At 63.7% G+C, this 26194-nt stretch carries 22 protein-coding genes; 19 read left to right on the forward strand and 3 right to left on the reverse strand.

All coding sequences use genetic code 11. The features are described 5' to 3' along the window. Positions 1–2 precede the first annotated feature (2 nt). The 8 genes from STE01S_RS11005 (at position 3) to STE01S_RS11040 (ending at position 8401) form a co-directional block, all read left to right on the forward strand. Positions 3–440 carry a periplasmic heavy metal sensor gene (locus STE01S_RS11005; RefSeq protein WP_062767655.1) on the forward strand — a complete coding sequence of 146 codons (438 nt, stop codon included), beginning with the start codon at positions 3–5 and terminating at the stop codon, positions 438–440. Beyond that, on the forward strand, positions 437–1021 hold the full coding sequence (locus tag STE01S_RS11010) for an RNA polymerase sigma factor (protein WP_062767657.1): 585 nt from the start codon (positions 437–439) through the stop codon (positions 1019–1021). The genes STE01S_RS11005 and STE01S_RS11010 overlap by 4 nt, the downstream gene beginning before the upstream one ends. Before the next feature lie 113 nt (positions 1022–1134). Further along, positions 1135–2982, forward strand: coding sequence for a copper resistance system multicopper oxidase (locus STE01S_RS11015; RefSeq protein WP_062767659.1), 1848 nt, complete (start codon positions 1135–1137; stop codon positions 2980–2982). Continuing rightward, positions 2979–4220 (forward strand): copper resistance protein B, encoded by a 1242-nt coding sequence (locus STE01S_RS11020; protein WP_062767661.1) that lies wholly within the window; start codon positions 2979–2981, stop codon positions 4218–4220. The genes STE01S_RS11015 and STE01S_RS11020 overlap by 4 nt, the downstream gene beginning before the upstream one ends. A 92-nt stretch (positions 4221–4312) precedes the next feature. Beyond that, positions 4313–4702: a DUF305 domain-containing protein gene (locus STE01S_RS11025; RefSeq protein WP_255265935.1), complete on the forward strand. Its 390-nt coding sequence runs from the start codon at positions 4313–4315 to the stop codon at positions 4700–4702. 158 nt (positions 4703–4860) lie between these two features. Continuing rightward, complete coding sequence (locus STE01S_RS11030) at positions 4861–5226, forward strand: DUF411 domain-containing protein (RefSeq protein ID WP_255265936.1); 366 nt, start codon at positions 4861–4863, stop codon at positions 5224–5226. Between the two features lie 28 nt (positions 5227–5254). Next, entirely contained in the window at positions 5255–5587 is a 333-nt protein-coding gene (locus tag STE01S_RS11035; protein ID WP_162928257.1) for a hypothetical protein, read from the forward strand. A 342-nt stretch (positions 5588–5929) separates the two neighbouring features. Beyond that, positions 5930–8401: a TonB-dependent receptor plug domain-containing protein gene (locus STE01S_RS11040; protein WP_062767669.1), complete on the forward strand. Its 2472-nt coding sequence runs from the start codon at positions 5930–5932 to the stop codon at positions 8399–8401. 36 nt (positions 8402–8437) lie between these two features. Here the strand turns inward: STE01S_RS11040 and STE01S_RS11045 are convergent, their stop codons facing one another. Further along, positions 8438–9343 (reverse strand): LysR substrate-binding domain-containing protein, encoded by a 906-nt coding sequence (locus tag STE01S_RS11045; protein ID WP_003046376.1) that lies wholly within the window; start codon positions 9341–9343, stop codon positions 8438–8440. 55 nt (positions 9344–9398) lie between these two features. Here STE01S_RS11045 and STE01S_RS11050 point away from each other — a divergent pair, with 55 nt between their 5' ends. The 7 genes from STE01S_RS11050 to STE01S_RS11080 all read left to right on the forward strand — a co-directional run bounded on the left by STE01S_RS11050 (position 9399) and on the right by STE01S_RS11080 (position 19082). Then, positions 9399–10469, forward strand: a complete 1071-nt coding sequence (locus STE01S_RS11050) for an amino acid ABC transporter substrate-binding protein (protein ID WP_120694176.1) — start codon at positions 9399–9401, stop codon at positions 10467–10469. Next, entirely contained in the window at positions 10466–12658 is a 2193-nt protein-coding gene (locus STE01S_RS11055) for an ABC transporter permease subunit (RefSeq protein WP_062767671.1), read from the forward strand. The genes STE01S_RS11050 and STE01S_RS11055 overlap by 4 nt, the downstream gene beginning before the upstream one ends. Next, positions 12648–13895: a cystathionine beta-lyase gene (gene metC, locus STE01S_RS11060; RefSeq protein WP_062767673.1), complete on the forward strand. Its 1248-nt coding sequence runs from the start codon at positions 12648–12650 to the stop codon at positions 13893–13895. Before STE01S_RS11055 ends, metC begins: the two co-directional genes overlap by 11 nt. Next, on the forward strand, positions 13892–14644 hold the full coding sequence (locus STE01S_RS11065; RefSeq protein WP_062767675.1) for an amino acid ABC transporter ATP-binding protein: 753 nt from the start codon (positions 13892–13894) through the stop codon (positions 14642–14644). Before metC ends, STE01S_RS11065 begins: the two co-directional genes overlap by 4 nt. A 285-nt stretch (positions 14645–14929) precedes the next feature. After that, the gene (locus STE01S_RS11070) at positions 14930–17635 is read left to right on the forward strand and encodes a TonB-dependent receptor domain-containing protein (protein ID WP_062767676.1); all 2706 of its coding nucleotides are present in this window, start codon (positions 14930–14932) and stop codon (positions 17633–17635) included. An 11-nt stretch (positions 17636–17646) separates the two neighbouring features. Continuing rightward, positions 17647–18351 (forward strand): PepSY domain-containing protein, encoded by a 705-nt coding sequence (locus tag STE01S_RS11075; protein ID WP_011542692.1) that lies wholly within the window; start codon positions 17647–17649, stop codon positions 18349–18351. Further along, positions 18348–19082, forward strand: a complete 735-nt coding sequence (locus tag STE01S_RS11080) for a PepSY domain-containing protein (RefSeq protein WP_062767678.1) — start codon at positions 18348–18350, stop codon at positions 19080–19082. Before STE01S_RS11075 ends, STE01S_RS11080 begins: the two co-directional genes overlap by 4 nt. Positions 19083–19088: 6 nt before the next feature. Here the strand turns inward: STE01S_RS11080 and hutC are convergent, their stop codons facing one another. Continuing rightward, positions 19089–19790 (reverse strand): histidine utilization repressor, encoded by a 702-nt coding sequence (gene hutC / locus STE01S_RS11085; protein ID WP_052181953.1) that lies wholly within the window; start codon positions 19788–19790, stop codon positions 19089–19091. 196 nt (positions 19791–19986) lie between these two features. After that, positions 19987–20757 carry an AraC family transcriptional regulator gene (locus STE01S_RS19690; RefSeq protein WP_081932949.1) on the reverse strand — a complete coding sequence of 257 codons (771 nt, stop codon included), beginning with the start codon at positions 20755–20757 and terminating at the stop codon, positions 19987–19989. An 83-nt stretch (positions 20758–20840) separates the two neighbouring features. On the opposite strand from STE01S_RS19690, the gene STE01S_RS11095 reads away from it, so the two are divergent. The 4 genes from STE01S_RS11095 (at position 20841) to STE01S_RS11110 (ending at position 26116) form a co-directional block, all read left to right on the forward strand. Next, on the forward strand, positions 20841–21575 hold the full coding sequence (locus tag STE01S_RS11095; protein WP_052181955.1) for a class I SAM-dependent methyltransferase: 735 nt from the start codon (positions 20841–20843) through the stop codon (positions 21573–21575). Continuing rightward, complete coding sequence (locus tag STE01S_RS11100; RefSeq protein ID WP_197411521.1) at positions 21517–22446, forward strand: alpha/beta fold hydrolase; 930 nt, start codon at positions 21517–21519, stop codon at positions 22444–22446. Before STE01S_RS11095 ends, STE01S_RS11100 begins: the two co-directional genes overlap by 59 nt. 237 nt (positions 22447–22683) lie before the next feature. Beyond that, the gene (locus tag STE01S_RS11105; RefSeq protein WP_037553308.1) at positions 22684–23877 is read left to right on the forward strand and encodes a hypothetical protein; all 1194 of its coding nucleotides are present in this window, start codon (positions 22684–22686) and stop codon (positions 23875–23877) included. A 121-nt stretch (positions 23878–23998) separates the two neighbouring features. Further along, a complete protein-coding gene (locus STE01S_RS11110; protein WP_037553309.1) occupies positions 23999–26116 on the forward strand; it encodes a ParB/RepB/Spo0J family partition protein in 2118 nt (705 codons plus the stop codon). Positions 26117–26194 lie beyond the last annotated feature (78 nt).

Below are 26194 nucleotides of genomic sequence, written 5' to 3' on the forward strand. Positions count from 1 at the left end.
CGATGCCGTCGCGCCGTCTTCTTCTCGTGGGGCTCATTGCTTTCGCCGCGGCGATTGCCGGCGTGTTCGTCGGTCGTCTGGTGGCCGATGCGCCCAGAGCCAGCGAAACCGAACTTCATGCGCTTCTTCACGGTCAACTCGATCTGACCCCGGAGCAGGAAACGAAACTCGAGCGGATCGAAGCCGACTTTGCCGGTCGCCGGCAGGCGCTTGAGCTTGAGATGCGCGCCGCCAATGTCCGGCTCGCGCAGGCGATCGAAGCCGAGCATGGCTATGGACCGCGCGTCACGGAGGCGATCGACGAGACGCATGAGGTGATGGGGACGTTGCAGAAGGAAACGCTCCAGCATCTCTTCGCGATGCGCGGGGTTCTCAACCCCGACCAGGCGGAAATGTTCGACAGGAGCGTGGTCAAGGCGCTGACCGCCGACGCGCGGTGAGCGCCGACTTATCGCAATGTAGCGACCAGGATTTGGCGGTTCTCGCCCGCGCGCAACGTGACGATGCCTATCGCGAGTTGCTGCGCCGCTACAAAACGGGTGTCTACCGGCTCATCGTAAAGCAGATCGGCGATGCCGACGAGGCGATGGATTTGACGCAGGAGACGTTCGTCTCCGGTTTTTCGGCGCTCGACCGCTATGATGGCGAACGCCCCTTCCGCACGTGGATCGCCCGTATCGCGCTCAACAAATGTCGCGACTGGGCAAGACGGCGAAAGGTGCGCGCCTTTTTCTCCCGCGCGCTCCCGCTCGAAAATGCGCATCACGTAGCAAGCGATGGTCCGGCGCCCGATTCCGAGGCGACCGACAGGCGAGAACTCGCCAAGGTTCGCGGGGCGATCGACCAGCTGCCGCAGAATTTGCGCGAAGTCTTGCTCCTCCGCGGTGTCGACGAGGTCAGCCAGGCCGAAACCGCGGTCATTTTGCGCGTCAGCGAGAAGACGGTCGAAACGCGCCTCTACCGAGCGCGGACCAGGCTCCGGGAATTACTCGCGGGAACGTCCGCGAGTGCGGAGGGTTGACGGTTCGACCGCTCGTTCAGGCGTCATCTCCTCATCGTCCGGCATTTTTGTTGAGGGGCAGCCGTGCCGCCTGCGTATAGCTTTAGGAACAGTCAGTAACGGTCGGAAAGAATATGCAGATGGAAAGGCGTCGGTTCGTCAGTGGAGCTTTAGGCGGAGGGGCGGCTGCGGCGATGGCCGCATGGTTCCCGGCCTGGGCCCAGCCGGTGTCGTCCGGCATTACCGCGCCCCTCCCGACCGTATCCGGTAACGACATCACGCTGCGCATCGCGCGCCAGACGATGCGCATCGATGGCAAGGTCAGCCGTGCAATCGGGATTAACGGCACCGTGCCCGCGCCGCTCGTCCGGCTGAAGGAAGGGCAGACAGCGCGCCTGACCGTCGTCAACGATCTCGACGAGGACAGCTCGATTCACTGGCACGGACTGATTCTGCCGTTCCAGATGGACGGCGTGCCCGGCGTCAGCTTCCCCGGCATCAAGCCGCGCTCGACCTTTGTCTATGAATTTCCCGTCGTCCAGTCGGGCACCTATTGGTATCACAGCCATTCGGGACTGCAGGAGCAACTCGGCCATTATGGGCCGATCGTGATCGATCCTGCCGGACCCGATCCGATCGGCTACGACCGCGAACATGTGGTCGTGTTGTCGGACCACAGCCAGCTGTCGCCCGAGGCGATCTTTCGCAAGCTCAAGGTCAATCCCGGCCATTTCAACATGCAGCGCCAGACGCTTTCCGGACTGCTCGCTGGCAAGGACCAGCCGCTGAAGGAGCGAATCGACTGGGGCAAGATGCGGATGGACCCGACCGACGTCGCCGACGTCAACGGGTCGACCTACACATTTCTCGTCAACGGCCATGGGCCGCGCGACAATTGGACGGCGCTCTTCAATCCCGGCGAACGCGTGCGGCTGCGCATCGTCAACGCCTCGGCGATGACCATCTTCAACGTGCGTATCCCGGGTCTTCGCATGACGGTGGTGCAGGCCGACGGGCTGAATGTCGTGCCGACCGAAATCGACGAATTCCAGATCGCCGTCGCCGAAACCTATGATGTCATCGTGACCCCGGTCGAGGACCGCGCCTATGCGCTCGTCGCCGAGGCCAATGACCGGTCGGGCATGGGCCGCGCGACGCTCGCGCCGCGCGCCGGCATGATCGCCGAGGTGCCACCGCTTCGCGAACGCCCGCTTGCCACGATGAAGGACATGGGCATGGGCGACATGGACATGTCGGGCGGCTCCATGGCGGGCATGGACCATTCGGGCGGCGGTGACATGGGCGCCATGCCCATGCCTGCGGCCAATCCTTCCTGCCCCCCGGAACACGCCAAGATGGGTCACTGCACACCCGCCGGCGAAGGCGGCGCGATGGCGGGCATGGATCATGGGTCCGGCGGCATGCAGCACAGCATGCGCGATTTCAGCGTCGCGCCGCAGGTCAAGCGCGATCCGAGCGTCCAGACGATATCGCCGATGCCGATGGATCGTATGGGCGAGCCGGGGCAGGGGCTCGAAGATGTCGGGCACAAAGTGCTGACCTACCACGACCTGGTCGCGCTTGAACGCAATCCCGACGTGCGCGCGGCGTCGCGCTCGCTCGACATCCATCTGACCGGCAACATGGAGCGCTTCATGTGGTCGTTCGACGGCATCAAGATGTCCGACTATCATGAGCCGATCCCCTTCATCGAAGGCGAACGGGTGCGGATCAACCTGATCAACGATTCGATGATGAGCCATCCGATCCATCTGCACGGCCATTTCTTCGAGCTGGTGACGGGCAAAGGCGACCGCTCGCCGCGCAAGCATACGGTGCTCGTCCAGCCGGGCGGAACCGCGAGTTTCGATTTCACCGCCGACGCGCTCGGCGACTGGGCGTTCCACTGCCACCTTCTCTACCATATGCACGCCGGGATGATGCGCGTCGTCAGCGTCCGTCCGAAGGAGGACGCGCAATGACCCGGATCGCGTTCCTCCTCGCCGGCATCGCGCCGCTCGCTTTCGCGGTTCCGGCCGCTGCGCAATCGATGGATCATTCGATGCACGGCTCGGCGCCCGCGCCGACGCCGGCCCCCACGCCCGCACCGGTAGCGTCGCCGCCGCCGACCGCGCCTGCCGAAGAGCCGATGGATCATGGCAGCATGCAAGGGATGGACATGGCGCCCGAGCCTTCGAGTTGCCCGCCGGAACATGCCGCGATGGGGCATTGCACGCCGGATGCCGAGGCTTCCGCGAAGCCCGCTACCGGCATGGGAACGATGGAAATGGAGGCGTCGTCATCTTCTGATCCAGATTGTCCGCCCGAACACGCGAAAATGGGTCATTGCACTCCGAAGGCCAGTTCAGCCGACGCCATGCCCGCAATGCCGGGGATGGAGCCGACGCCAGGGATGGAAGCGATGCCTGGAATGGAACCGATGCCGGGCATGGGCGGCGGGAGCGGAACCGACCTGCCACCCGGCGATGCGACCGCTCCCGCGCCGCCGGGCGACTGGTATGCCGATCGCATTTACCCGAAAGCTGAAATGGAGCACTCGCGCCACGACATGATGAAAGAGAATGGCGCGCAAACCATCGCATTCATCAGCTTCAATCTCGCCGAATATCAGGCGCGCAAGGGCCGCGACGGTTTTCGCTGGGACGGCGAGGCATGGTACGGCGGCGACATCAACCGGCTGACCATCAAGAGCGAAGGCGAAGGCGTCTTTGGCGAAGGAATCGAGGGCGCCGAGGTGCAGGCGCTCTACAGCCGCGCGATCGGACCTTATTTCAACGCGCAGGCGGGTATCAGGCAGGACCTCGGACCCGGCCCCGATCGCACCTATGCGACGATCGGTTTCGAGGGGCTCGCGCCCTATTGGTTCGAAGTCGAGGGCGCGCTGTTTCTTTCGAACAAGGGTGACCTGCTCGCCCGGCTCGAAGGTTATTACGACCAGCGCATCACGCAGAAGCTGATCCTCCAGCCGATGGCGGAGGTCAATTTCGCGCTGCAGGACGTGCCCGAGACCGGCGTCGGTTCGGGGCTTTCGGATCTCGAGCTCGGGCTTCGCTTGCGTTACGAGGTCGTGAAGGAATTCGCGCCTTATGTCGGCGTTGAATGGGCGCGCAAGGTCGGTGACACCGCGCGCTTCGCCCGCGCCGCGGGCGAGGATGCGAGCGGCGTCAGCTTCGTGATGGGGGTGCGGGCCTGGTTCTAGAAGTTTCGCGGGGTGGCGACACGTCGAGGAGAAATGCCGTGAAACCAGCCTATCGCAGCCTCGCGCTGCAGACGATCGTTAGCGGCGTCATCATGTATCTGGTGATGTTCGTCATGATCGACCGCCTTTCGAGCTTCTACAATAATCTCAACATGCTCTACATGACGCTGATGATGGTCTCCCCGATGGTGGTGCTGATGATCGTCGCGATGCCGGGCATGTTCCCGTCGAAGCGTTTCAATATGCTTCTGCTGCTAGGATCGGCCGTCGCCTTCTTCGGTAGCTTCGCGCTCATCCGCACGCAGACGACGATCGGCGACACGGCCTTCTTGCGTTCGATGATCCCGCATCATTCGGGCGCGATCCTCATGTGCGAACAGGCCAAACTCTCCGATCCAGAGGTCCGGGAGCTATGTAGCGGCATCATCGCTGGCCAGAAGGCCGAGATCGACCAGATGAAGCATATATTGGAGCGAAAATGAATAGGACGTCCGTTTATAGCCGGCGTGGACTTCTCGGGCTTTTCGCTGCCACCGGCGGCGCGCTGCTTGCAGGATGCGAGCGAAAGCAAGCCGCCATCACAGCGGCGGACGGGCCGGCAGCATCGCAATCGCCAGCCAAAGGCGCAAACGCCGTGCCGATGCTCGTCTACCGCGATCCCGAATGCGGATGCTGCGAGGTCTGGGCGGATATTGCGCGTGCCGCGGGCTATGCGGTGACCGTCGAAAACCGTGCCGACATGCCCGCGGTGAAGGCGCGATATGGCGTGCCCGACGAGCTGGCGTCGTGCCACACCGCGATCGTCGGCGCCTATGCCATCGAGGGCCATGTGCCGATGCCGCACGTTGCGAAGCTTCTTCGCGACAAGCCGCGTGACATTCGCGGGATCGCCGTGCCCGGCATGCCGCGCGGTTCTCCGGGAATGGAAATGCCGGACGGAAGCGCGGACGCATTCGAAGTGATGGCGTTCGCCGGCGACGGCAAGGTTTCGCAATTTCGCGCATGACCTGTCGGAACGACAAGTGGAGATTGATATGACGAGACATATTCCCCTCGCGAGCGCCGCAGCGCTGATGGTCGCACTGGCGGGATGCGGCGCCGAGCCTGCACGGGAGAGCAGCACGGCGCCGGAACAAAGCGAAGTCCCTGCCGCTGAAACCCCGGCAATGGTCGAGACCATGCCGGCTGCCGACGAGATGCCAACAGCCCCCGAAGCGGCGCCGACAGAAGCAGCAAGGGCGACGGAGAATTCCAAACCTGCCGCGAAACCTGCTGTTCCGCCGCGGGCGAAGGCCGCGCCGGAAGCGCCGAAGCCCGTAGAATCCGAGCCCGATCCGCACGCCGGGCACGATATGGATAAAAAGTAAGTGATCATTTGCCGATGAGGCTTGTCGGCCGGCCGCCCAGGGACAGCCGGCATGAAGCGCCCGTCGGGACTGGAAATCTCCGGCGGGAGCTGCCTTTTGTTTGTCGCCACGGCGCTCGGCCCCGGAAATCCATGCTGTTCGCGCCGGAACCCGTCCGGGAGAATGGACGGCGAGGCCGCGGGTTGGGCGCGGCGCGACGCCGTGCCGCACGGAGTGCGAGATATAACTAAATGGAATAACCATCTCGTTTGTAGCGATGAGTCGTGATTATTTCTGGTCATGGCAAGGCCGCGAAGATAGCTCGGTGGTGAAGCCGAGAGCTTTCGCAAATGGGAGGGGACCATGAGGAAATTGCTTCGCACGGGTGGCTCGATTGTTGCCGTTCTGGCCGCCACGTCGGCCGTCGCCGCTTTCGCACAAGATGCCGCCGAAGAGGCGCCGAAGCCGGGAACGACGCAGGGCGAAATCGTCGTGACCGGCACGCGACGGAACGATCTCAAGGCGGCTGATTCAGCTCAGCCGATCGACATCATCACCGGCGCCGAACTGCTCGAAAAGGGCACGGCCGACATGAACGATCTCCTCCGTACCGAGGTCCCGTCGCTCAACGTCCAGCGCCTCGTCAGCAACGACGGCGCCGTCTTCACTCGGCCTTTCTCGCTGCGCGGCCTGCCGCCGGACCAGACGCTGGTGCTCGTGAATGGCAAGCGGCGCCATCGCGGCGCGACGGTCCAGTTCACCAATGTCCCCTATATCCGGGGATCGCAGGGACCCGATCTTTCGGCGATCCCGTCAATCGCGATCGGCCAACTCGAGGTGCTTCGCGACGGGGCATCCGCGCTCTACGGATCGGATGCGATCGCGGGCGTTCTCAATTTCGGTCTGCGCCGCGACCGCGAGGGCGGGCTGCTGATCGCCCGCTACGGCCAATTCTACAAGGGCGACGGCGAGGATTTCCTCGTCCAGGGCAATGTCGGGCTTCCCTTCACCGACGCGGGTTTTGTCAACATCAGCGGCGAATATGTGAACGCCAGCACGACGTCGCGCGGCATCCAGCGTCCCGACGCCCAGGCGCTCATCGATGCCGGCGTTCAGGACGTCCCGGTCCCGGCGCAGCGCTGGGGCAATCCCGAATCCGAGGCGGCGCGCATCTTCGTCAACGCGGGCATCGAACTGTCGGACGAGATGGAGTTCTACACCTTCGGCAACTACAGCTGGAGCCGCGGCACGACGGCCTTCTTCTACCGCAACCCCAATGCCAGCTTCATTTCCACCTCGATTCCGCTCACGGGTACGCCCGGAGGACAGCGGTTCAGCTTCCGCCAGCTCTTTCCCGGCGGCTTTACCCCGGATTTCGGCGCGACGGTGACCGACGCCGCGCTTGCGGCCGGACTCAAGGGCGAACTCTCCTCGGGTCTGACCTATGACCTCAGCGCTTCCTATGGTCAGAACCATGCGTCCTACCGGATCGACAATACTGTCAATCCGTCGCTTGGCCTCGCGTCGCCAACGTCCTTCAAGCCGGGGCAGCTCGAGCAGCGCGAACTCGCTTTCAATCTCGATCTCACTTACCCCATCGCGATCGGCACCTCCGATCCGCTGACGCTTGCCGGCGGTCTTGAGTATCGGCGCGAGACATATGAGATCACGGCCGGCGACATCGCATCCTGGCAGGTCGGACCCTTCGCCTCGGTCATCGATCCCGATACCGGGAACCGCGTCGGACTGCCGGTCGGCTCGAACGGCTTCCCGGGCTTCAGTCCCATCCAGGCCGGTGAGTTCGCCCGCAGCAACTGGGCCGCCTATACGTCGCTCGAAGGCAATCTCACCGACGCGCTCCAATTCGGCCTTGCCGGTCGCTACGAGAATTATTCGGACTTCGGCTCGAAATTCACCTGGAAGGTCAACGGGCGATATGATTTCTCGGACGTCTTCGCGGTGCGCGGATCGGTCAACACCGGCTTTCGTGCGCCGACGCCTGGTCAGTCGAACGCCTCGCAGGTCCAGACCAACATCGACTCGATAACCGGGGCGCCGCTGACCGCGGGCATTATCGCGCCCAACAATCCGGTCGCGCAATTCTTCGGCGCAACACCGCTTCGGCCCGAGAGTTCGTTCAACTTTGCGGGCGGCATCGTCGTGAAGCCATCCAATCGCATCACCTTCACGCTCGACTATTTTAACATCAAGGTCGAAGACCGGATCGCCGTATCGGGCAATTTCAATCTCACCCCGGCGCAGCGCGCGCAGCTCGCGGCGCTTGGCATTCCCGGTGGGGATTCCTTCCAGCAGGTGAGCTTCTTCACCAACTCCTTCGACAGCCGCACCCAAGGCGTCGACGCCGTGCTGACGGTTGGCTTCGACCTCGGCGGCGGCAAGGCGACGCTGGGCCTCAACGGCAACTATACCAAGACAGATGTCATCAAGGCCTCGCCGGTGATCACTGCGGACCGCGAGCGGCTGCTCGAACTCGAGGGCTTCGTTCCGAAGTGGAAGGGCAATGCGTCTTTCACCTATGCGGGTGAGCGCTTCGGCTTCGTCGCGCGTGCAAATTATTACGGAAAATGGACCGACTATGGCGCCGCACCGGCTGCCGATCAGACGGGTGGCGCCGAACTGCTGGTCGATCTCGAGCTGTCCTACAAGGTCAGCGACATGCTCAAGCTCGCGGTCGGCGGTGAGAATATCTTCGACAATTACCCCGACGTCGAGGCGCGGCAATCCCAGATCAACAACGGGATCCGATATCTCCGCTTCGCGCCGACGGGGTTCAACGGGGGCTTCTGGTACGTTCGCGCGACCGCCTCCTTCTGATCGGTGGCCGTGAGGGCCGTGCGGCGTCTTGTGTCTTCAGCTGGCGTCGGAGCCGAACATCGCGTCGCGGTGGGATTCGAGCACCGCGATAAAGGCCGCAGCGACTTGGGACATCGGCCTCAACTTCGGCGTGAAGAGCATATATTCGAAATGGACCTCCGGCGCGAAATCACGGACCGTAAGGCCCCGCTCGGCATAATCCGCTGCGGTCACGGGGTTGAGGATCGAACATCCGACCCCCTGCATGACAAGCGCGCAGATGGTCATCGCATATTGGGTTTCGATGACCATCTCGCGGTGGACGCCCGCGTCCTCGAAAATGCGATCGATGCGGTGACGCACGCCGTCCTCGAGCGCGAGCGAAATGAAGGGCTCGCCCTCGAGATCGGCCGGCCGAATGACGTCCTTGACGGCCAGCCGGTGACCGGCAGGGAGAACGCAGGCGCCGGGGCAGCGCAGGAAGCGCTCCATCCTTATGCCGGGCAATTCGCGCGCCGGCGTCGCGAGCCCGATGTCGAACTGCTGGTTCGCCATCCATTGCCGCACCGTCGAGGAACTGCGGGTCTGGAGCTGAACGGTGACGCCGGGATGCGTCTCGCGAAAGGCCGCGATCACGCGCGGCAGGAAACTGACCGCGAGCGCCGGGAGGGCGGCGATCCGGAGCGTGCCGGTCGCCATGTTGCGGATGTCTTCCGCTACCCGCTTCAGGGCCGCTATGCCCGAGAAGCTCCGCTCGACTTCGTAGAAAAAGGCGTCGGCTTCGGGCGTCACGGTGAGCGCGCTGCCGCGCGAACGCAGGAAGAGCTGAAAGCCCAGCTGATGCTCGAGCTCGGCAAGCATCTTGCTCACCGCGGGTTGCGACAGGTTGAGCGACTGCGCGGCCTGGGTGACCGATCCCGAGAGCATCACGGCCCTGAAGGCTTCGAGGTGACGCAGGTTCATCGGACATCGCTCCCTATAGCTATTTCTTATGGCGCTAGCATTGAAAGCCTCGTTTATGAATAGGTCGCACGCATCGCGCCGCTGGTTACCGGCGCTGCTCGCCGCAGGCGCCCTGTTACTCGGCGGCTGCGGCCGCGAGCCCGCCGGCACCGGTGGGCATGAAATCGCCGCGGCGAAGGGGTCGACGCTTGCGCGGATTCGCGCGCGCGGAACGCTCAATTGCGCAATTCATACGGGGCAGCTCGGCATGTCCTATCTCGACAAGCGCGGACGCTGGCAGGGCTTCTTCGTCGATTACTGCCGGGCGCTCGCCGCTGCGGTCCTCGGCGATGCCCGCAAGGTCCGGTTCATGCCGGTCGCCTCGAACAAGCGCTTCACGATCGTGCAGACGGGCGAGGCCGACGTCCTGTCGCGGACGACCACATGGACGCTGACGCGCGACACCGACCTCGGGGTGAATTTCGTCGGCACCATGTATTATGACGGGCAGAGCTTCCTGGTGCCCCGGCGATCGGGCGTGCGGCTTCCGACGGATCTCGATGGCGCATCGATCTGCATCACCAAGGGGACGACCTCCGAACTCAACACCGCCGAATATTTCGAGCGCAAGGGGCTGCGTTTCCTGTCGGTCGTGTTCGAGAATCCCGAGGAAGCCAAGCTCGCCTTCTTTGCCGGGCGGTGCGACGCAATGACCACCGATGCCTTCACGCTGACGGTGATCCGCCTGGCCGACACCGCACATCCCGACGATTATGTGGTGCTGCCCGAGCGGCTCACCAAGGAGCCGGTCGGCCCAGTCGTGCGCAGCGACGACGAGCAATGGTATGAGATCAACAAATGGGTGCTGAACGCGCTCTTCGCTGCCGAGGAAATGGGGGTCACCCGCGCGAATGCCGCGCGCATGCGTATGGCCTCGCGCGACCCTGAAGTGCGCAAGATGCTCGGCGGCTTGCCCGGATTCGGCAAGTCGCTCGGCCTCGACGATGACTGGGCGTACCGGGCAATCGAGGCGACCGGCAATTATGGCGAAATCTTCGACCGGCACATTACGCCGCTCGGCGTCGAACGCGGACAGAATAAGCTCTATCGGGACGGCGGGCTGATCTACCCGTTGCCGATGCGATGAACCATAAACACAGGCGGCTTGCCATCGCTGCGTTGCCCTGGCTGCTGATCGCGGGCGGGCTTGTGGTCGCCTACGGCCTGTTTGCGACATTGGCGGACAATCTAGCGGACCGAAACATCCGGACGGGGTTCGGTTTCCTGTTCGACCGGGCGGGCTTCGCGATTGGCGAAACGCTGATTGCTTACGCGCCTGGCGATTCCTATGCCGCGGCGCTGGCGGTGGGTCTTCTCAACACGCTCCTGATATCGGCGCTCGGCATCATCTTCTCGACCTTGCTCGGCCTCGCGGTCTGCATGGCGCGCCTGTCGTCCAACTGGCTGCTTGCGAGGCTCTCCGGCCTTTATATCGAGCTGGTTCGCAATATTCCCCTGCTGCTCCAGATGTTCGTCTGGTACGCCGCGCTGCTGTTCGGTCTGCCCGGACCCGGCCCGGGCGCCGTCGGACCGTTCGACCTCGATAATCGGGGATTGCACCTCCCCGCGCTCTCCTTGGTCGATCCGGGACGGCCGGTCTTGCTCATCGCGATCGTCGCCTGTGCGATCCTGCTGGGTGCCGTGCGGCGAGGAGCCGTTCGCACGCGCACTGCGCTGGCCTTCGCCGGCATCTCCCTGGTGCCGCTCTTGCTGTGGGGCGGGATCGATCTGCCGCGGGCGGGGCGCTTCGGAACCGTCGGCGGACTGTCCTTCTCAACGGAGTTTCTGACTCTGGTCACCAGCCTTTCGGTCTATGCCTCGGCCTATCTGGCCGAGATATTCCGCGGCGCGATCCTCGCCGTTCCAGCAGGGCAGAGCGAGGCCGCCAAAGCGCTCGGCCTGTCGCCCGCGCAAACGATGGGACGGATCGTGATCCCGCAAGCGCTGCGCATTGCCATACCGCCGATGACGAGCTGGCATCTCAACACGATCAAGAACAGCTCCCTGGGCGTCGCGATCGGATATCCCGAATTTGTCTCGGTGGTCGATACCGTCATCAGCCAGACAGGTCAGGCGATCGAAGGCGTCGGTCTGATCGTCGCGACGTTTCTCCTGCTCTCGCTGTCCTTGGCGTTCGTTACCGGCCGCTATGCCCGCCGGTTGGGCTGGACCGTTGCCGGGCAGCCCGGCCGCAGCATCCAGTCGGCGCCCCTCGAACCCTTTCCGCTACGCTCGGCGGCGGCCTGGCCGTCGTGGATGCGGCGCAATCTGTTCAGAGGAGGACGCCAGTCGATACTGACCATCGCGATCCTCGCCATGACCGCGGCTTTCGTCGGCAAGGGACTCTCGTGGCTGCTGTTTGAGGCGACATTCGCCGGGGGCGCGGCCGATTGCCGTTTGGCCAGCGGTGCCTGCTGGCCATTCCTCCGCGAAAATGCGCGGCTTATATTGTTCGGAACCTATCCCGAAGCCGAGCAGTGGCGGTCCGCAGCGGCGGCGGCGGCGCTGCTTTCCTGCCTCGCGTTCTCCTTCGTCCCGCGATTTTGGCGTAGCCGCCTCGGCCTGGCCTGGCTCGGCGCGATCGCGGTGGCGGTACTTCTGCTACGAGGAGGATTCGCGGGCCTTTCCTATGTCCCGATGGAGAAGTGGAGCGGCCTGCCGGTCACATTGCTGCTCGCGAGCCTCGCGGTTGTCGGCGCGTTTCCGCTGGCCATACTCCTCGCGTTCGGCCGCAGGTCGACGCGGCGCGGCATTCGCTGGCCGAGCGTCGTCTTCATCGAGCTGGTTCGCGGAACGCCGCTGATCGGGGTGCTCTTCCTCGCTGCGGTCCTGTTTCCGCTGTTCGTGCCCTCTTATCTCTCGATCGACAGCCTGCCGCGCGTCCAGCTCGCGCTCATATTCTTCACTGCCGCCTATATGGCCGAGGTCATCCGGGGCGGCCTGCTGGCGGTTCCCGTCGGGCAGGCCGAGGCCGCGCACGCTCTCGGCCTCACCAAATGGCAGGCGCGGCGCCATATCCTGTTGCCGCAGGCGCTGAAAGTCAGCGTACCCGGACTGGTCAACACTTCGATTAGCGAGGTGAAGAACACGACGCTCGTCCTCATCGTCGGCGTCTTCGATTTGTTGCAGACGACCCGCCTCTCCTACGTCGAGGCGCAATGGCGACCCTATTTCGCCGAAGCCTATCTTTTCACCGGGACAATCTTCTTCCTCCTCTGTTTCTCCCTGTCCCGGCTCAGCATGAAGATCGAACGGAAACTAGACTATGCAGGATAATCATGACGGAAAATGGCTCGAGGAGCCGGCGAGCCCGAAAGGGCACGCTTGGCAGGATCCGACGCGTGCCGTGCACGGCGGTCCCCGCCCGCGCGATCAGCGGGGCCTCATCAATCCGCCCGTCGATCGAGCCTCGACCATTATCTACGACAGCGTCGAGGCCTATATGGACCGGCACCAGGGTCTCTACGATGAGGTCATCTATGGCCTGTACGGAACGCGAACGACCTTTGCGCTCGCCGAGGCTGTCAGCGAACTTGAAGGCGGCTGCAACACCGTCATCACCTCGTCCGGAACCAGCGCGATCGCGCTGGCCCTCACGGCTTTCGTGGCCGGGGGCGATCATCTGCTCGTTGCGGATTGCGTCTATGGGCCGACCCGCAAGTTTCTGACCGACGTTCTCGCGCGTTTCGGGGTCGAGGTGGAATATTTCCGGCCCGATATCGGAGCGGAGATTGCCGGGCTGTGCCGCAGCAACACCCGGCTCATCTATATGGAGACCCCGGGCTCGCAGACATTCGATATGATCGACGTCCCCGCGATCACGGCCGTTGCACGCAGCCGGGGCATATTGACCGCTCTCGACAACACCTGGGCGACGCCGCTTTTCTTCAAGCCCTTGGCCCACGGGGTCGACATCTCGCTTGCTTCGGCAACCAAATATCTCTCGGGGCACTCCGACTGTCTGCTCGGCACGATGACGGCCGCCAGTGATGCCGTCTACCGCCAGCTCAAGGACGCGGCGGCGCGCTGGGGCAACTGCGCGAGTCCCGACAATTGCTATCTGGTCCACCGGGGCATCAGGACGCTCGATGCGCGCCTTGAACGCCACCAGCGCACCGCAACGACGCTGATCGAATGGTTCGCCCAGCAACCCGAAGTGGTTGCGGTCCGCTATCCGGCTCATCCCGCCGACCCCGGCCATGCGATCTGGAAGCGGGATTTCACCGGTGCGTCCGGATTGTTCGGTGTTCAGCTCGACGGTCTTACCCCGCCCGAAACTAGCGCCTTTTTCAACGAATTCTCGTTATTCCAGCTGGGTTCGAGCTGGGGCGGCTTCGAAAGTCTCGCGGTTCCGGCGTGGCCCGCTCCGATCCGCGATTTTCCGAATGGCGAGGCAGATGGGGCGCTGATCCGCATTCACGCCGGACTCGAAGCGCCGCAGGATCTGATCGCCGACCTCGCCGCAGCCTTCGCGCGGGTACGAGCGCTACGCGGCCGGGGGCAGGCGTCATGACCGACGGTTCGGGCCACGCGGCCGTCAGCTTGCGGCAGGTCGACAAATATTATGGCGCCTATCATGCGCTCCGCTCGATCGACCTCGAAATCGCCCCGCGCGAGCGGATCGTGATTTGCGGGCCTTCGGGCTCCGGCAAGTCGACGCTCATTCGCTGCATGAACAGGCTCGAGGTGCCCGACTCCGGCGCCGTCCTGATCGAGGGAACCAGGATAACCGAGGCGTCGCGGGAGTCAGTTGCGGCGCTCCGCGCCGTCGGCATGGTCTTTCAACAGTTCAATCTGTTCCCGCACAAGACGGTGCTGGAGAATTGCACCCTCGCGCCCGTCCTGCTCGGCGGCTTGTCTCTTCCGGAGGCGGAAGCGCGCGCCATATCCTATTTGGACAAAGTGAGGATTGGCGACCAGGCGGGCAAATATCCGGGGCAGCTTTCGGGAGGGCAGCAACAGCGGGCCGCGATAGCTCGCGCTTTGGCGATGGAACCCCGGATTCTTCTCTTCGACGAGCCGACATCGGCGCTCGATCCCGAGATGATCAAGGAGGTACTCGATGTGATGACGTCCCTTGCCGGCGAAGGACGGACGATGGTGTGCGTGACGCACGAAATGGGATTCGCGCGCGAGGCGGCCGATCGCATGCTTTTCATGGATCAGGGCCAGATCATCGAAGACGCAAGGCCGGCAGATTTTTTCGCCGCGCCGAAAAGCGAGCGCGCACGGACCTTTCTCGAACAGATACTTTCGCATTGAGCGGCTCAAGTCGGTCGCGCCCCCAAGCTGTGCCGACCCACTTAATCATGTCATTTCATGAGCAAGCCGAGGGAGGGGCCCGCCGGCTCCTTGCGCGAAAAGGCTCAGGCCGGAAAAAATTTCAAAATTGATGAGGGGTAGAGCTTTGGGGTGCGTATCTAGCAAGTATCGTGCGCCCGGAATTTACTTCATAACCAATTGATATGATTCAATAAATCCCTATTGACCTGTATATACATTTGATGCTCTCTGAGGGGAATCAGCCAACCATCAGGGGGTTTCGCTATGATGACCAGGACAATTTTGCTCGCCAGCGCCGCAATGGTCGCTACCTTCGCAACGCCGGCCCTTGCGCAAAGCGACGCTCCGGCACAGGCGCCAGCCGCCGAGGACGCCCCCAACGCTTCTGATATCGTCGTCACGGGATCGCGTATCCGCCGCCAGGATCTGGCCGGCGTCGGTCCGGCAACGGTGGTCTCGGCGGAGCAGATCGAGAATACCGGCGTCGTAAACATTGAAACCGTGCTCCAGCGCCTCCCCGCCAATGCGGGCTTCGCGGGCAACCAGACCTCGGCCTATTGGGCGAACAACGGCTATGGCACCGCGCAGGTCAACCTCCGCGGCCTCGGCATCAAGCGCACGCTCGTGCTGCTCAACGGCCGCCGCCTCGTCGCGGGCGGCACCGGCGCCAACTCGTCGCCTGACCTCAACATGATCCCGGTCGCCGCGCTCGCGCGCACCGATGTGCTGAAGGATGGCGCGTCGGCGATCTATGGCGCCGATGCGATGGCGGGCGTCGTCAACCTCGTGACCCGCACCGATTACGAGGGGCTGGGTCTCAGCGTCCGCCAGGGGATCACCGAAAAGGGCGACGGATCCGATTTTACCGCCGATCTTCTCTGGGGCATCCGCAACGACCGGGGCGGATTCATGGCGGCGGTCACCTATCAGAAGACGAAGGCGGTCAACATGGCGAGCCGCGCGCCCTGCTCGCTGGCGGAAACCACGCCCGGCGCGCTGAGCTGCGTCAACAGTGCGTCGACGATAGGCGGCCGCGCGGTGCTGCCGAACGGACAGCAGATCAACTTCAATCAGGTGCTGGGCGGCAACGGCAATTTCTTCGAGCCCTACAGCGCGGCGAAGCACAATTTCAACTCGAACCCGTTCCTCAACGCGGTGAGCCCGGTCGAGCGCGTCAGCACCGCCTTTTTCGCCGATTATGACCTCACCGACAATATCGAGGCGTTCGGCGAATTCCTATACACCTTCCGCAAGTCGAACCAGATCGCGACGCCCGGAACGCTTCGCAACCTCTCGATCGCGGCGAGCAATCCCACCAATCCGACGGGGCAGAATATCGTCCTCATCCAGCGCCGCCTCGCCGAACCGGGGCCGCGGCAGTTCTTCCAGGAAACCGACACGTGGCAGGGGACTTTCGGCCTCCGCGGCAAACTGTCGAACAACTGGGGCTGGGAAGTCGCCGGCGCGTTCGGCCGTAACACCGCGGTCGATGGTTCGACCAACATCGCCAACCTCGAGCGTGTGGCGAATTCCCTCGATACGACCAAGTGCAGCCTCGCGGCCGGCGCTTCGATACCCTGCGCCGACTATCTCGGCTTCGGCGACCTGACCCCGCAGGTTCTCGACTATATCCTGTTCACCTCGCGCGATCGCGGCGGTAACGAGCTTGCGACGGTCACGGCCGATATCAACGGCGATCTCTTCAAGCTGCCCGCCGGCCCCGTCTCCTTCGCGGCGGGTGTCGTCTACCGCAAGGAAAAGGGCTGGCGCGATCCCGATCCGTTGACCGTGCTCGGTATTGCCAACACCAACCAGCAGGATCCGATCTCCGGAACGAGCACCGCGAAGGAAGCCTATCTCGAACTGTCGGTGCCCGTTCTGGCCGACACACCCTTCTTCCAGTCGCTTACTCTGGACGGCGCGGTTCGCTACTCGAACTATGATTTGTTTGGCAGCGACTGGAACTACAAGGGGAGCGTCGACTGGGTCATCAATGACAGCTTCCGCCTGCGCGGCACATACGGCACGGGCTTTCGCATTCCGAATGTCCCCGAACTGTTCGGCGGCGTCTCCGAGGGCAATCTGACGACCACCGACCCCTGCTCGCGTTACGCGACCAGCGGCAATGCGACGCTGATCGCCAATTGCCAAGCGTCGGGGGTTCCCGCCAACTATGTCCAGCTTGGCACGACGATCCTGACCACGGTCGGCGGCAACGAGAATCTGAAGCCCGAAAGCTCGACGACCTGGACGGTCGGCACGGTGATCTCGCCGAAGGGTCTGGTCCCCGGCCTGTCGCTCACTGCGGACTGGTTCGACATCAAGATCAAGGATGCCATCCGCGCCATTCCCGGGTCGACCAAGCTCAGCATCTGCTATGCGAGCCAGAATCTCTCGCACCCCTTCTGCGAAGATTTCACGCGCAGCCCTCTGACCGGCGAGGTCACCTTCCTGTCGGCGCAGCCGATCAACACCGGTCGTGAGGAGATGAACGGGCTCGATCTGGGCCTCGTTTACAACAACAACATCGGGAGCGTGAACGTCTCGCTCGACGTCAACGTCACCTATCTCAACAAATATGTCGTCCTGCCCTTCCCCGGCGGCGCGCCGATCGATTTCGACGGCTTCATCGGCGGCGGCAATGGCGGCTATCCGAAGTGGCGCGGCTATGGCGTGCTGACCGCCGAGAAGGACGGCGTCAGCGCCACCTGGTCGACCCAGTGGATTGGCAAGGCGACCGACTTCAATGCGGCGCCCGGCGAAATCGGCTACAGCACGCCGAACGTCTTCTACCACAATCTCCAGGTCGCCTTCGAGATTGACGAGAAGACGCGCTTCCAGGTCGGCGTCGACAATCTTTTCGATCGCAAGGCGCCCTATATCCAGAGCTTCACCGATGCGAACACCGACACGATGACCTATGACCTGCTCGGACGGCGTTTCTACGTCGGCTTCCGCACCGCGTTCTGAGGGTAATCGATATGGCGATCCGTTGGCCGCTGCTCGTCCGGCGAACGCATAAATGGCTGGCCTTGGTGGTCGGCGTCCAGGCGCTGCTCTGGACGCTGACCGGCTTCTACATGGTGGTCGTGCATATCGACACCATCCATGGCGACCATCTCGTGCGCGCGCCGATGGTTCAGCCCTTCGACCTCGCGGGCCTCGCGCCGCCGTCGCGGATCGTTGCGGCCGCGCCCGGTGCGTCCGAGGTTCGCTTGCAGCGGTTCTTCGATCGCCCCGTCTGGCGCGCTGAAACTCCCGAAGGGGCGCGGCTGTTCGATGCCCGCTCGGGTGCGCCGCTGCCTGCGCTTACCGAGTCCCAGGTCCGCGAGCAGGCGCGGCGCATCTACACCGGCGACGGCAAGATCGTGTCGGTGCGGCTGTTGACCGAAGCGCCACAGGAAATGCAGTCGCGCAAGCCGCCCTATTGGCAGGTCGAGTTCGAGGGCTGGAACCGCCCGACGCTCTATCTGTCGCCGACGACCGGTGAGCTTATCTCGCGCCGCCACGCATTGTGGCGCGTGTTCGACTTCGCGTGGATGCTCCACATCATGGACTATGATGAGCGGACCGACGTCAACAACCCGTTGCTCCGCGTCGCGACCTGGAGCGTCTTCGCGATGGCGATCAGCGGGGCGTGGTTGCTGATCTGGTCCTTCAAACGCCGCAAGAGGAAGCAGGCATGAAACGCATCCGACTGACGCCGCTCTTCTTCCGGCGCATCCACAAATGGGTCGGGCTGAACCTGGGTCTCCAGTTCCTGCTCTGGGCGCTCAGCGGATCGGTGATGGCGCTGCTCGACAAGGATAAGGTCGGCGGGCACGGCGGCGGGATGTCGCATGCGCATCCACTGCCACCGGGGGAATATTTCGACGTGGCGGCCCTGCCGCGCGGCGAACCTGTCACGGGCGTGATCCTTCGCGATCTCGGAACCCGGCCGGTCTATGAAGTGCGCTCCGCAAAAGGCGTCCGTCTCGTCGACGCGACAAGCGGCGAGCACATCCGGGTCGACGAGGCCATGGCGCGCGAAGTCGCCTCCATGATGAACGAGGCGCCGATCCGAGAGGTGAGCGTAATCGCCAAGCCGAACCTCGAATCGCGCGATCATGAGGGGGCGATGTGGCGCGTCGATTTCGCGGACGACGAGAACAGCAGCGCCTATGTCTCGCTCGACACCGCGCGCTTCCTCGTCATGCGCGGCGATACCTGGCGCACATGGGACTTCTTCTGGATGCTCCACAATATGGACTATATCAACCGGTCGAGCTTCAACCACCCGCTGATCATCTTCGTCGCCTTCGGTGTACTATGGCTGTCGGGAACCGGCTTCTATCTGCTGTTCAAGAGCTTCAGCCGCGCCGACTTCCGTTGGCTGCGCCGGCGCCGCAAGCCGGTCGTGGTCACCCGCACCGGCTGACCGGCCTCAATCGTCGATCGAAAAGGCGGCTGACAGCTCGAAGCGTGTTCCGGGGTGTGTCAGCCAGGCATGCGACACAAGGCGCGAGCGGCTCCAAGTCCGGCGCGTCATCTGGAGCACCGGTTCGCCGTCGGACAATCCCAGCATGCCGCGCATCCGCTCGTCGGGCATCGTCGAGCAAACGCGATGCTCGACCCGTTCGAGCGGTGCAATGCGCGTCAGATATTCATTTGGTGTCATCCGCGTGAAGTCGAGCGTGCCATAGTCGGGGGCGATCGACGCGAGAACGAACCTCTCTTCTATCTGTATCGGAAATTCGGCTTCGTGATGGACGATGATCGAATGGAACAATTTCGTGCCCACGGACACCTCGAGCAGCGGCGCCGTCTCTACATTGGCGCGCTCTTCGCGGTTCTGGATCACGCGGGCGCGGTACGCATGACCGCGCTCCCGGATTTCCTCGGCGATGTTGCGGATTTCAATCATCTGGCCGATCGGCTTTGGCTCTGCGATGAACGATCCGCTGCCGGCGCGCCGCACGACGACGCCCGCCGCCTGCAACTCGCGTAGAGCGCGGTTCGCGGTCATCCGCGAAACGTCGAACTGCTGAACCAGCTCCGCTTCCGACGGCACCCGGTCTCCTGGGTTGAGGCGGCCGTCCCGCACTGCATCGCAAATGCTTTGCTTGATGGCGACGTACCGGGGCATCACCTCGCCTCCCGTCTCTTCGGGCGGCCGGGTTGCCTCGCGGGGCCGAGATTCTGAAGCGGGGGATTTTCGAGTGAGCGAAGGGTTCATAAGTCGTCTATACAACTTCGCCGACTCCCAGCTAGGTAAAACAGAATGTCACGCGCCGATTGCGCAAAAACTTGCGCGCCAAGCCACTCTCGGTGAGAGCGGGAGACTAATTGTCTCGATTCCGCTTGCGATCGGGAAAGTAGCGTGCCGGCGTTACACCGGTCAGTTCGCGAAACGAGCGGATAAAGTTACTCGCCGTCCCAAAACCGAGTTCGAGCGCGATCGATGTGACCGCCTCGCCCTGCGCCAGCCGCAAGAGCGCGGCCTTGAGCCGAATCTGGTTCCGAAACGCGGTAAAGCCTGTTCCGGTATCGCGTTGGAACAGCCGCGCAAGGCTTCGGCTCGAGATATGGAGTTGCTCCGACCAGGCTTCGAGGCTCCTCCGGTCGCCGGGATTGCGATCGAGTGCCGCGGCGATTTGCGCGATACGGGGCGCTGTGACCGACGGGATCGTCAGGGCAGGCGATATTTTCAACGCCATCTCGTCGGCGAAGAGGAAGGCCAGATGCCGCTGACGCGCCCCTGCGCCCGTGCCTGCGGCCGCAAAAATGATCTCGCGCATCAAGGGGCTCACGGAAGTTAGCCCGGCTTCTTTCGGCAGCCTCCGTAGAATGCTGCCGAAACAATATATGCTGTACATCTCGAAACCGCCCGAGGTCTCGACGCGATGCTCATGGTCCGCGGGCAGCCAAACGCCCTGCTGGGGCGGAACGACCCATTGTCCCTCACGGGTGTGCAATATCATGACCCCCCTGCTCGGGTATATCAGTTGGACTACTGGGTGCCGGTGCCACTCCCCGATGCTTCGTGCATGGAATGTGGCTCGTTCCACCTCGATCGAGACCGAAGGAGCATTCTTGTCGGATAGTGAATTCATTATGTCCTGATATCATCTATCGGACATAGTCTCCAACGCTCAGCATCGTCTTCGCAATCGACGGAGACCTTATGCGCCTACCCATGATGATCCAGTCCACGAAGCGTTCGTCCGCCGCCCGTCCCCATGGGGAATATAAGCGCCAATTGCTCGACGAAATTGTCGCTCTCAAGCCGGCAACCTTACTCGACGTCGGATGCGGCACGGGCGATCTTCTCGTCGCAGCGCGCGAAGCGGGCATCGCCCGCACTGTCGGGATCGAGCCGGAAACCCAAGCTTGCGTCCGCGCGCGATCCCGGGGTTTGGACGTCATTTCATGTCGTGCCGAAGCGCTGCCATTCGAAGACCGCAGTTTCGACGTCGTGACGCTCGATTATGTCGCACATCATACGGAGAATTTGCCGAGAGCATTGCGCGAGGCGTCGCGCGTCGCGCGCTGCGCCGTGCTCATCCTGGATTGCTGGTTCGACGACACCCTTGCTTCCCAGCGCGTCGCACGACGCTATGACAACTGGCTGAAGAGGCGCGACCGCAAGAGCGGATATGTGCACAACGCCTGCCCCACGGCGATCGAACTAATCTCTATGTTTGCAGCCGAAGAATTTTCGATCGACTATTTTTGCCGCCTTATCCTTTCGCCGCTCGACGTCGCCGAAGTCGAACGATCGGCCCGCGGTCTCCTGGAAAATGACGACGACCCGATCGGGAGGCTGGAACTGGAGGGCATTCTAGACGATGCCCGCCGCGACGGAATAAGCGATGATGGCTGCATCGTCGCTCGCTTTCTTCGCGACGGCGAAGCTGCAGACACCGCCTAGGCCCGAGAATGAAGGAGAGGCGATCATGTCGAGGCAAGCGGCTCTGGCCGAGATCCGGTTTCTGGGCGATGATCGATGTGAGTTGTCTGCCTGGGTGTCGGCGGCGGCTCCAGGGATCGAGAATCCAACGCCGATCCTGCTATGCCACGGTGGCGGACCCGATCACGCAATGTTCCTGCCCCTGATCGAGACAATCCCGGACGAATATGCGGTAATACTTCCCGATGTGCGCGGCTATGGCCGATCGCGATGTCGCGACACGGCGCGCCACACTTGGGCCCAATATGTATCCGATGCAGTCGCGTTGCTTGACGCCCTTGGTTTCTCGCGCGCCATCATCGGAGGCGCCGGACTTGGATCGACGATAGCACTCCGCTTCGCGGTGGATCTTCCGACCTATGTTCTGGCTGTCATCGCGATCGGGATCGAGGATATCGAGGACGATAAGGCAAAGGAGGCTGAAATCCGGATGATGGAGGCGTTCGCCTTGCGAGTACAGCGTGACGGCATTCTGGCCGGATGGGAGCCCCTCTTGCCGCATCTATCTCCGATCATCGGCGCGATGGTTTGCGAGGCGATCCCGCGTTCCGATGCGGAGAGCATTGCCGCGGCTGCGGCGATCGGTCGCGACCGATCCTTTAAAGATCCCGAAGAGCTTGCCGTCATTTCCGTTCCGGTCATCTTGTTCGCGGGTGACGACGCGAGACACCCGCAGTCGCTGGCCGAAGAGCTTGCGAGCATCATTCCCCGTGGCCGATTGGCGGCGGCTTCGCTGTCATCGAACGTGAAAACAAGCCGCGATTTCGGTCGGTTCATCGCGCCCGCTCTTCTCGACTTTATTGCCGAAGTTCGAGCCGCACCCACAGGATGATCGCAGCCTCTACGATCTGACCGACGGATAACCGCCGAAGCAGGCCCATCCAGCCGGACCTGGCGCGCACCCGATTGCGATAGCAGCAAGCGGTCTCGGCCGGCACCTGCGTCGGTGGTGCGATGTCCCGCCGCGAAGCGCGGCCCCCTTCGGCGGCCGCAGAGGGAGAGGAGAGAGGGGCCAGGTGACGGGTTGAAACCGGGAGAGAGTCTTCCGGACCCGTCGCGGAGACACGCCATGACACTTCTACCCAGCACCCTCGCCCGCGATTCGTCCCCGGGCTACAAGGTCGATATCTCGCGAGGCCGGCGCATCGGCCGCGTCTCGTCCGAATGGTTCTCCCGGCCCGACGACGAGCGCTACCTGTCGCTCTCCGACCTTTATGATGCAGTGCGCGCGCGGGCCGAGACCGCGACTGCGCGGACTGTCGAAACCCGCGCCATTCGCGTCATCGCCGCGCCCGACGAACCCGAGCGACTGAGCCTGCTCCTTCCCGACCGCGAAGCGCCGGTTGCACCCACGCACTGGTCTTTCGGGCAAATGTGCAGTCTCGTCGGGGCGCCGTCGGCCTATCTGCGCCAGCTTCCCGCCGCATTGGCGGGCATCAACATGCAGCACGGTCTGCTCGCGCATCGCGGGGAATTGGTGAAGACGCTCGAGACCGGCGACGGGCGCACCGAGCTGCGTGCCGTGACCGGCCCCGATTATGGCCGCATCTGGGATCATGAGCTTGTCGCCGCGGTCATGAAGATCGCGGGCAATGGCACTGGCGACACGCGGTGGAAGGTGCCGGGGCTCCTCGACTGGTCGACGATGCGCCACAATCCCTTCGTCGAGGTCATGAAAGATACGACGACGCTCTACGCCAGCGACCGCGACGTCTTCCTCTTCCTTGTCGACGACGCCAATCCGATCGAGGCCGGTCGTCTGCCCAACGGCGATCCCGACCTCTTCTTCCGCGGCTTCTACTGCTGGAACAGCGAGGTCGGGTCGAAAGCCCTCGGCATGGCGACCTTCTATCTTCGCGCCGTCTGCATGAACCGGAACATCTGGGGCGCCGAGGGCTTCGAAGAGATCAGCATCCGGCACAGCAAGTTCGCGGCCGGTCGCTTCGCGCAGGAAGCGGCGCCCGCGCTCGAACGCTTCGCCTCTTCCTCGCCGGTCTCCTTTATGAACGGCATCAAGGCCGCTCGGGCCGCGATCGTCGCGCGCGACGATGACGATCGGCAGACCTTCCTGCGCAAACGCGGCTTCTCGAAGGGCGAGAGCGAGCGGATCATCCGCAGCGTGCTGCAGGAAGAGGGGCACCCGCCCGCATCGATCTTCGACTTCGTGCAGGGGATCACCGCGCTGGCCCGCGAGCGTCCGCATCAGGATGGACGGCTCGAGCTGGAAGCCAAGGGTGCCAAGCTTCTGGCCTCGGTCCACTGAGCAAATCTCGCGTTCGCCGGCGGCGTGGTCCTTTCCCTTCAGAGGGAGAGGGCTGCGCCGGAGCCATGACGGGCTGAGAGCCGGGAGAGAGTCTCGCGGCGGCCTGTCATGGAGAAGCATCATGACGAAACAGGCAAAAATCACCCTCAGCGGCGCGCGGGAAATTCCCTTCAGCGCGCTCGTGCTGAGCCAGGCCAATGTGCGGCGCGTGAAGGCCGGGGTGTCGATCGACAGCCTTGCCGCGGACATCGCGCGGCGCGGCCTCCTCCAGAGCCTGACTGTTCGCGCCCAGCGCGACGAGGCGGGCCAGGAAACCGGTCGCTTCGAAGTCCCGGCCGGCGGTCGCCGCTTCCGCGCGCTCCAGATGCTGGTGAAACAGCGGCGCCTGGCGAAGACCGAGCCCGTGCCCTGCATCGTCCGCGAGGATGATGCCGTGTCGGCCGAAGAGGATTCGCTCGCCGAAAATGTCCATCGCGAACCGCTGCATCCGCTCGACCAGTTCCGGTCGATGCAGAAGCTCGTCGAACAGGGCACCGACATCGAAACGATCGCGGCGACCTTCATGGTCACGCCCGCGGTCGTGAAACAGCGCCTCAAGCTCGCCGAGGTCTCGCCCAAGCTCCACGACATCTACGCCGATGACGGCATGACGCTCGAACAGCTGATGTCCTTTTCGGTGTCGAGCGATCACGCGCGGCAGGAACAGGTCTGGGATATGCTCGCCTCGAGCCACACCCAGCAGCCCTGGTATATCCGCGCGCGGCTGACCGAGGACAAGGTTCGGGCATCGGACAAGCGCGTCCAGTTCGTCACCCTCGACGCCTATCGCGAGGCAGGCGGACATATTCTTCGCGATCTCTTCGAAAGCGATGACGGCGGCTGGCTCGAGGACGTCGCGCTGCTCGACCGGCTGCAGGCCGAGAAGTTCGAAGCCGAGGTTGCGCGTGTCGCGGCGGAAGGCTGGAAGTGGATCGAGACGGCGGTCGACTTCCCCTATGGCCACACCTTCGGCCACCGCCCGCTCGATGGCGTGGCGGCCGAGACGAGCGCCGACGATGAGGCGCGGATCGAAGCGCTGCGCGAGGAAGCCGACCGGCTCGAAGACGAATGGGCGGGCGCCGAGGACATCCCCGATGAAATCAGTGCCCGGATCGATGCGATCGACGAGGAGATCGCGCCGCTCGTCTCGAAGCCGCTGATCTACGACCCGGAGGAAGTGGCGATCGCCGGCACCTTCGTGAGCATCGATGTCGACGGGTCGCTGCATATCGAACGCGGCTTCGTTCGTCCCGAGGACGAGCCGCAAGAGCCCGTTGACGAGGAAGCTGCGGGCGGCGAGGAAGCGGCCGGCGGCGTGATCGGCGACGAAATGCAGGAAGATGCGGTCGGCGCGACATCTCCGGAAGAAGGCGGCACCGGCGAGGGCGAAGATCCGGATGATCTCGTCCGCCCGCTTCCGGACAAGCTCGTGACCGACCTCACCGCGCACCGCACCCTTGCGCTGCGCGACGCGCTGGCCGCAAGCCCGCTGGTGGCGTTTGCGGCGATGCTCCACGCCATCGTTCTCGAATGCTTCTACACCTATGCCTCCTCGGCGAGTTGCGTCGGCATCGCGCTGCGCAATCATTCGATGGTCGGCTATGATGCGGGGCTCAACGATACGCCGTCCGCGCGGGCCATTCGCGAACGGCACGAAGGCTGGTCCGAGCGGCTGCCCGATGCGACCGCCGATCTGTGGGACGTGCTTGCCGGTCTCGACGCTGATGACCAGGCAGCACTGTTCGCGCACTGCGTCTCCTTCGGCGTCAATGCGGTGTGGGAGCCGGCGACCCGCTATAATGAAGGCCGGGTGTCGGCCCGCGCGGTGGCGAGCCGGATCGACCATTCGCACATCCTCGCGCGGGCGTCGGGCCTCGACATGGTCCAGGCGGGCTGGGTTGCTACCACGGCCAATTACCTCGGACGGGTGACCAAGCCGGGGATCCTCGATGCCGTCGAAGAGGCTTGCGGGGCCGAAGCGGCGGCGCGGATTGCGGGACTGAAGAAGCCCGAGATGGCGAGCGCCGCCGAGGACCTGCTCAAAGGCACCGGCTGGCTTGCACATCCGCTGCGCACGCCCGTCATCGACGAGCCCGACGGTGATGGGGAGCTGGCTGCGGCCAATGACGATGGCCCTGCAATCGAAGCGGGCCATGACGAGCTGGGCGACGACGACATCGAAGCGATTGCCGCCGAATAACGCCACCGACTATCATTCGGGGAGTTCGGCGCTGTGCCGGGCTCCCCATTTTTTCGCTGGCCCTTGAAATCAGGACGC

Origin of the sequence: Sphingopyxis terrae subsp. terrae NBRC 15098, from assembly GCF_001598815.1 — a bacterium.
Lineage (GTDB): Bacteria > Pseudomonadota > Alphaproteobacteria > Sphingomonadales > Sphingomonadaceae > Sphingopyxis > Sphingopyxis terrae.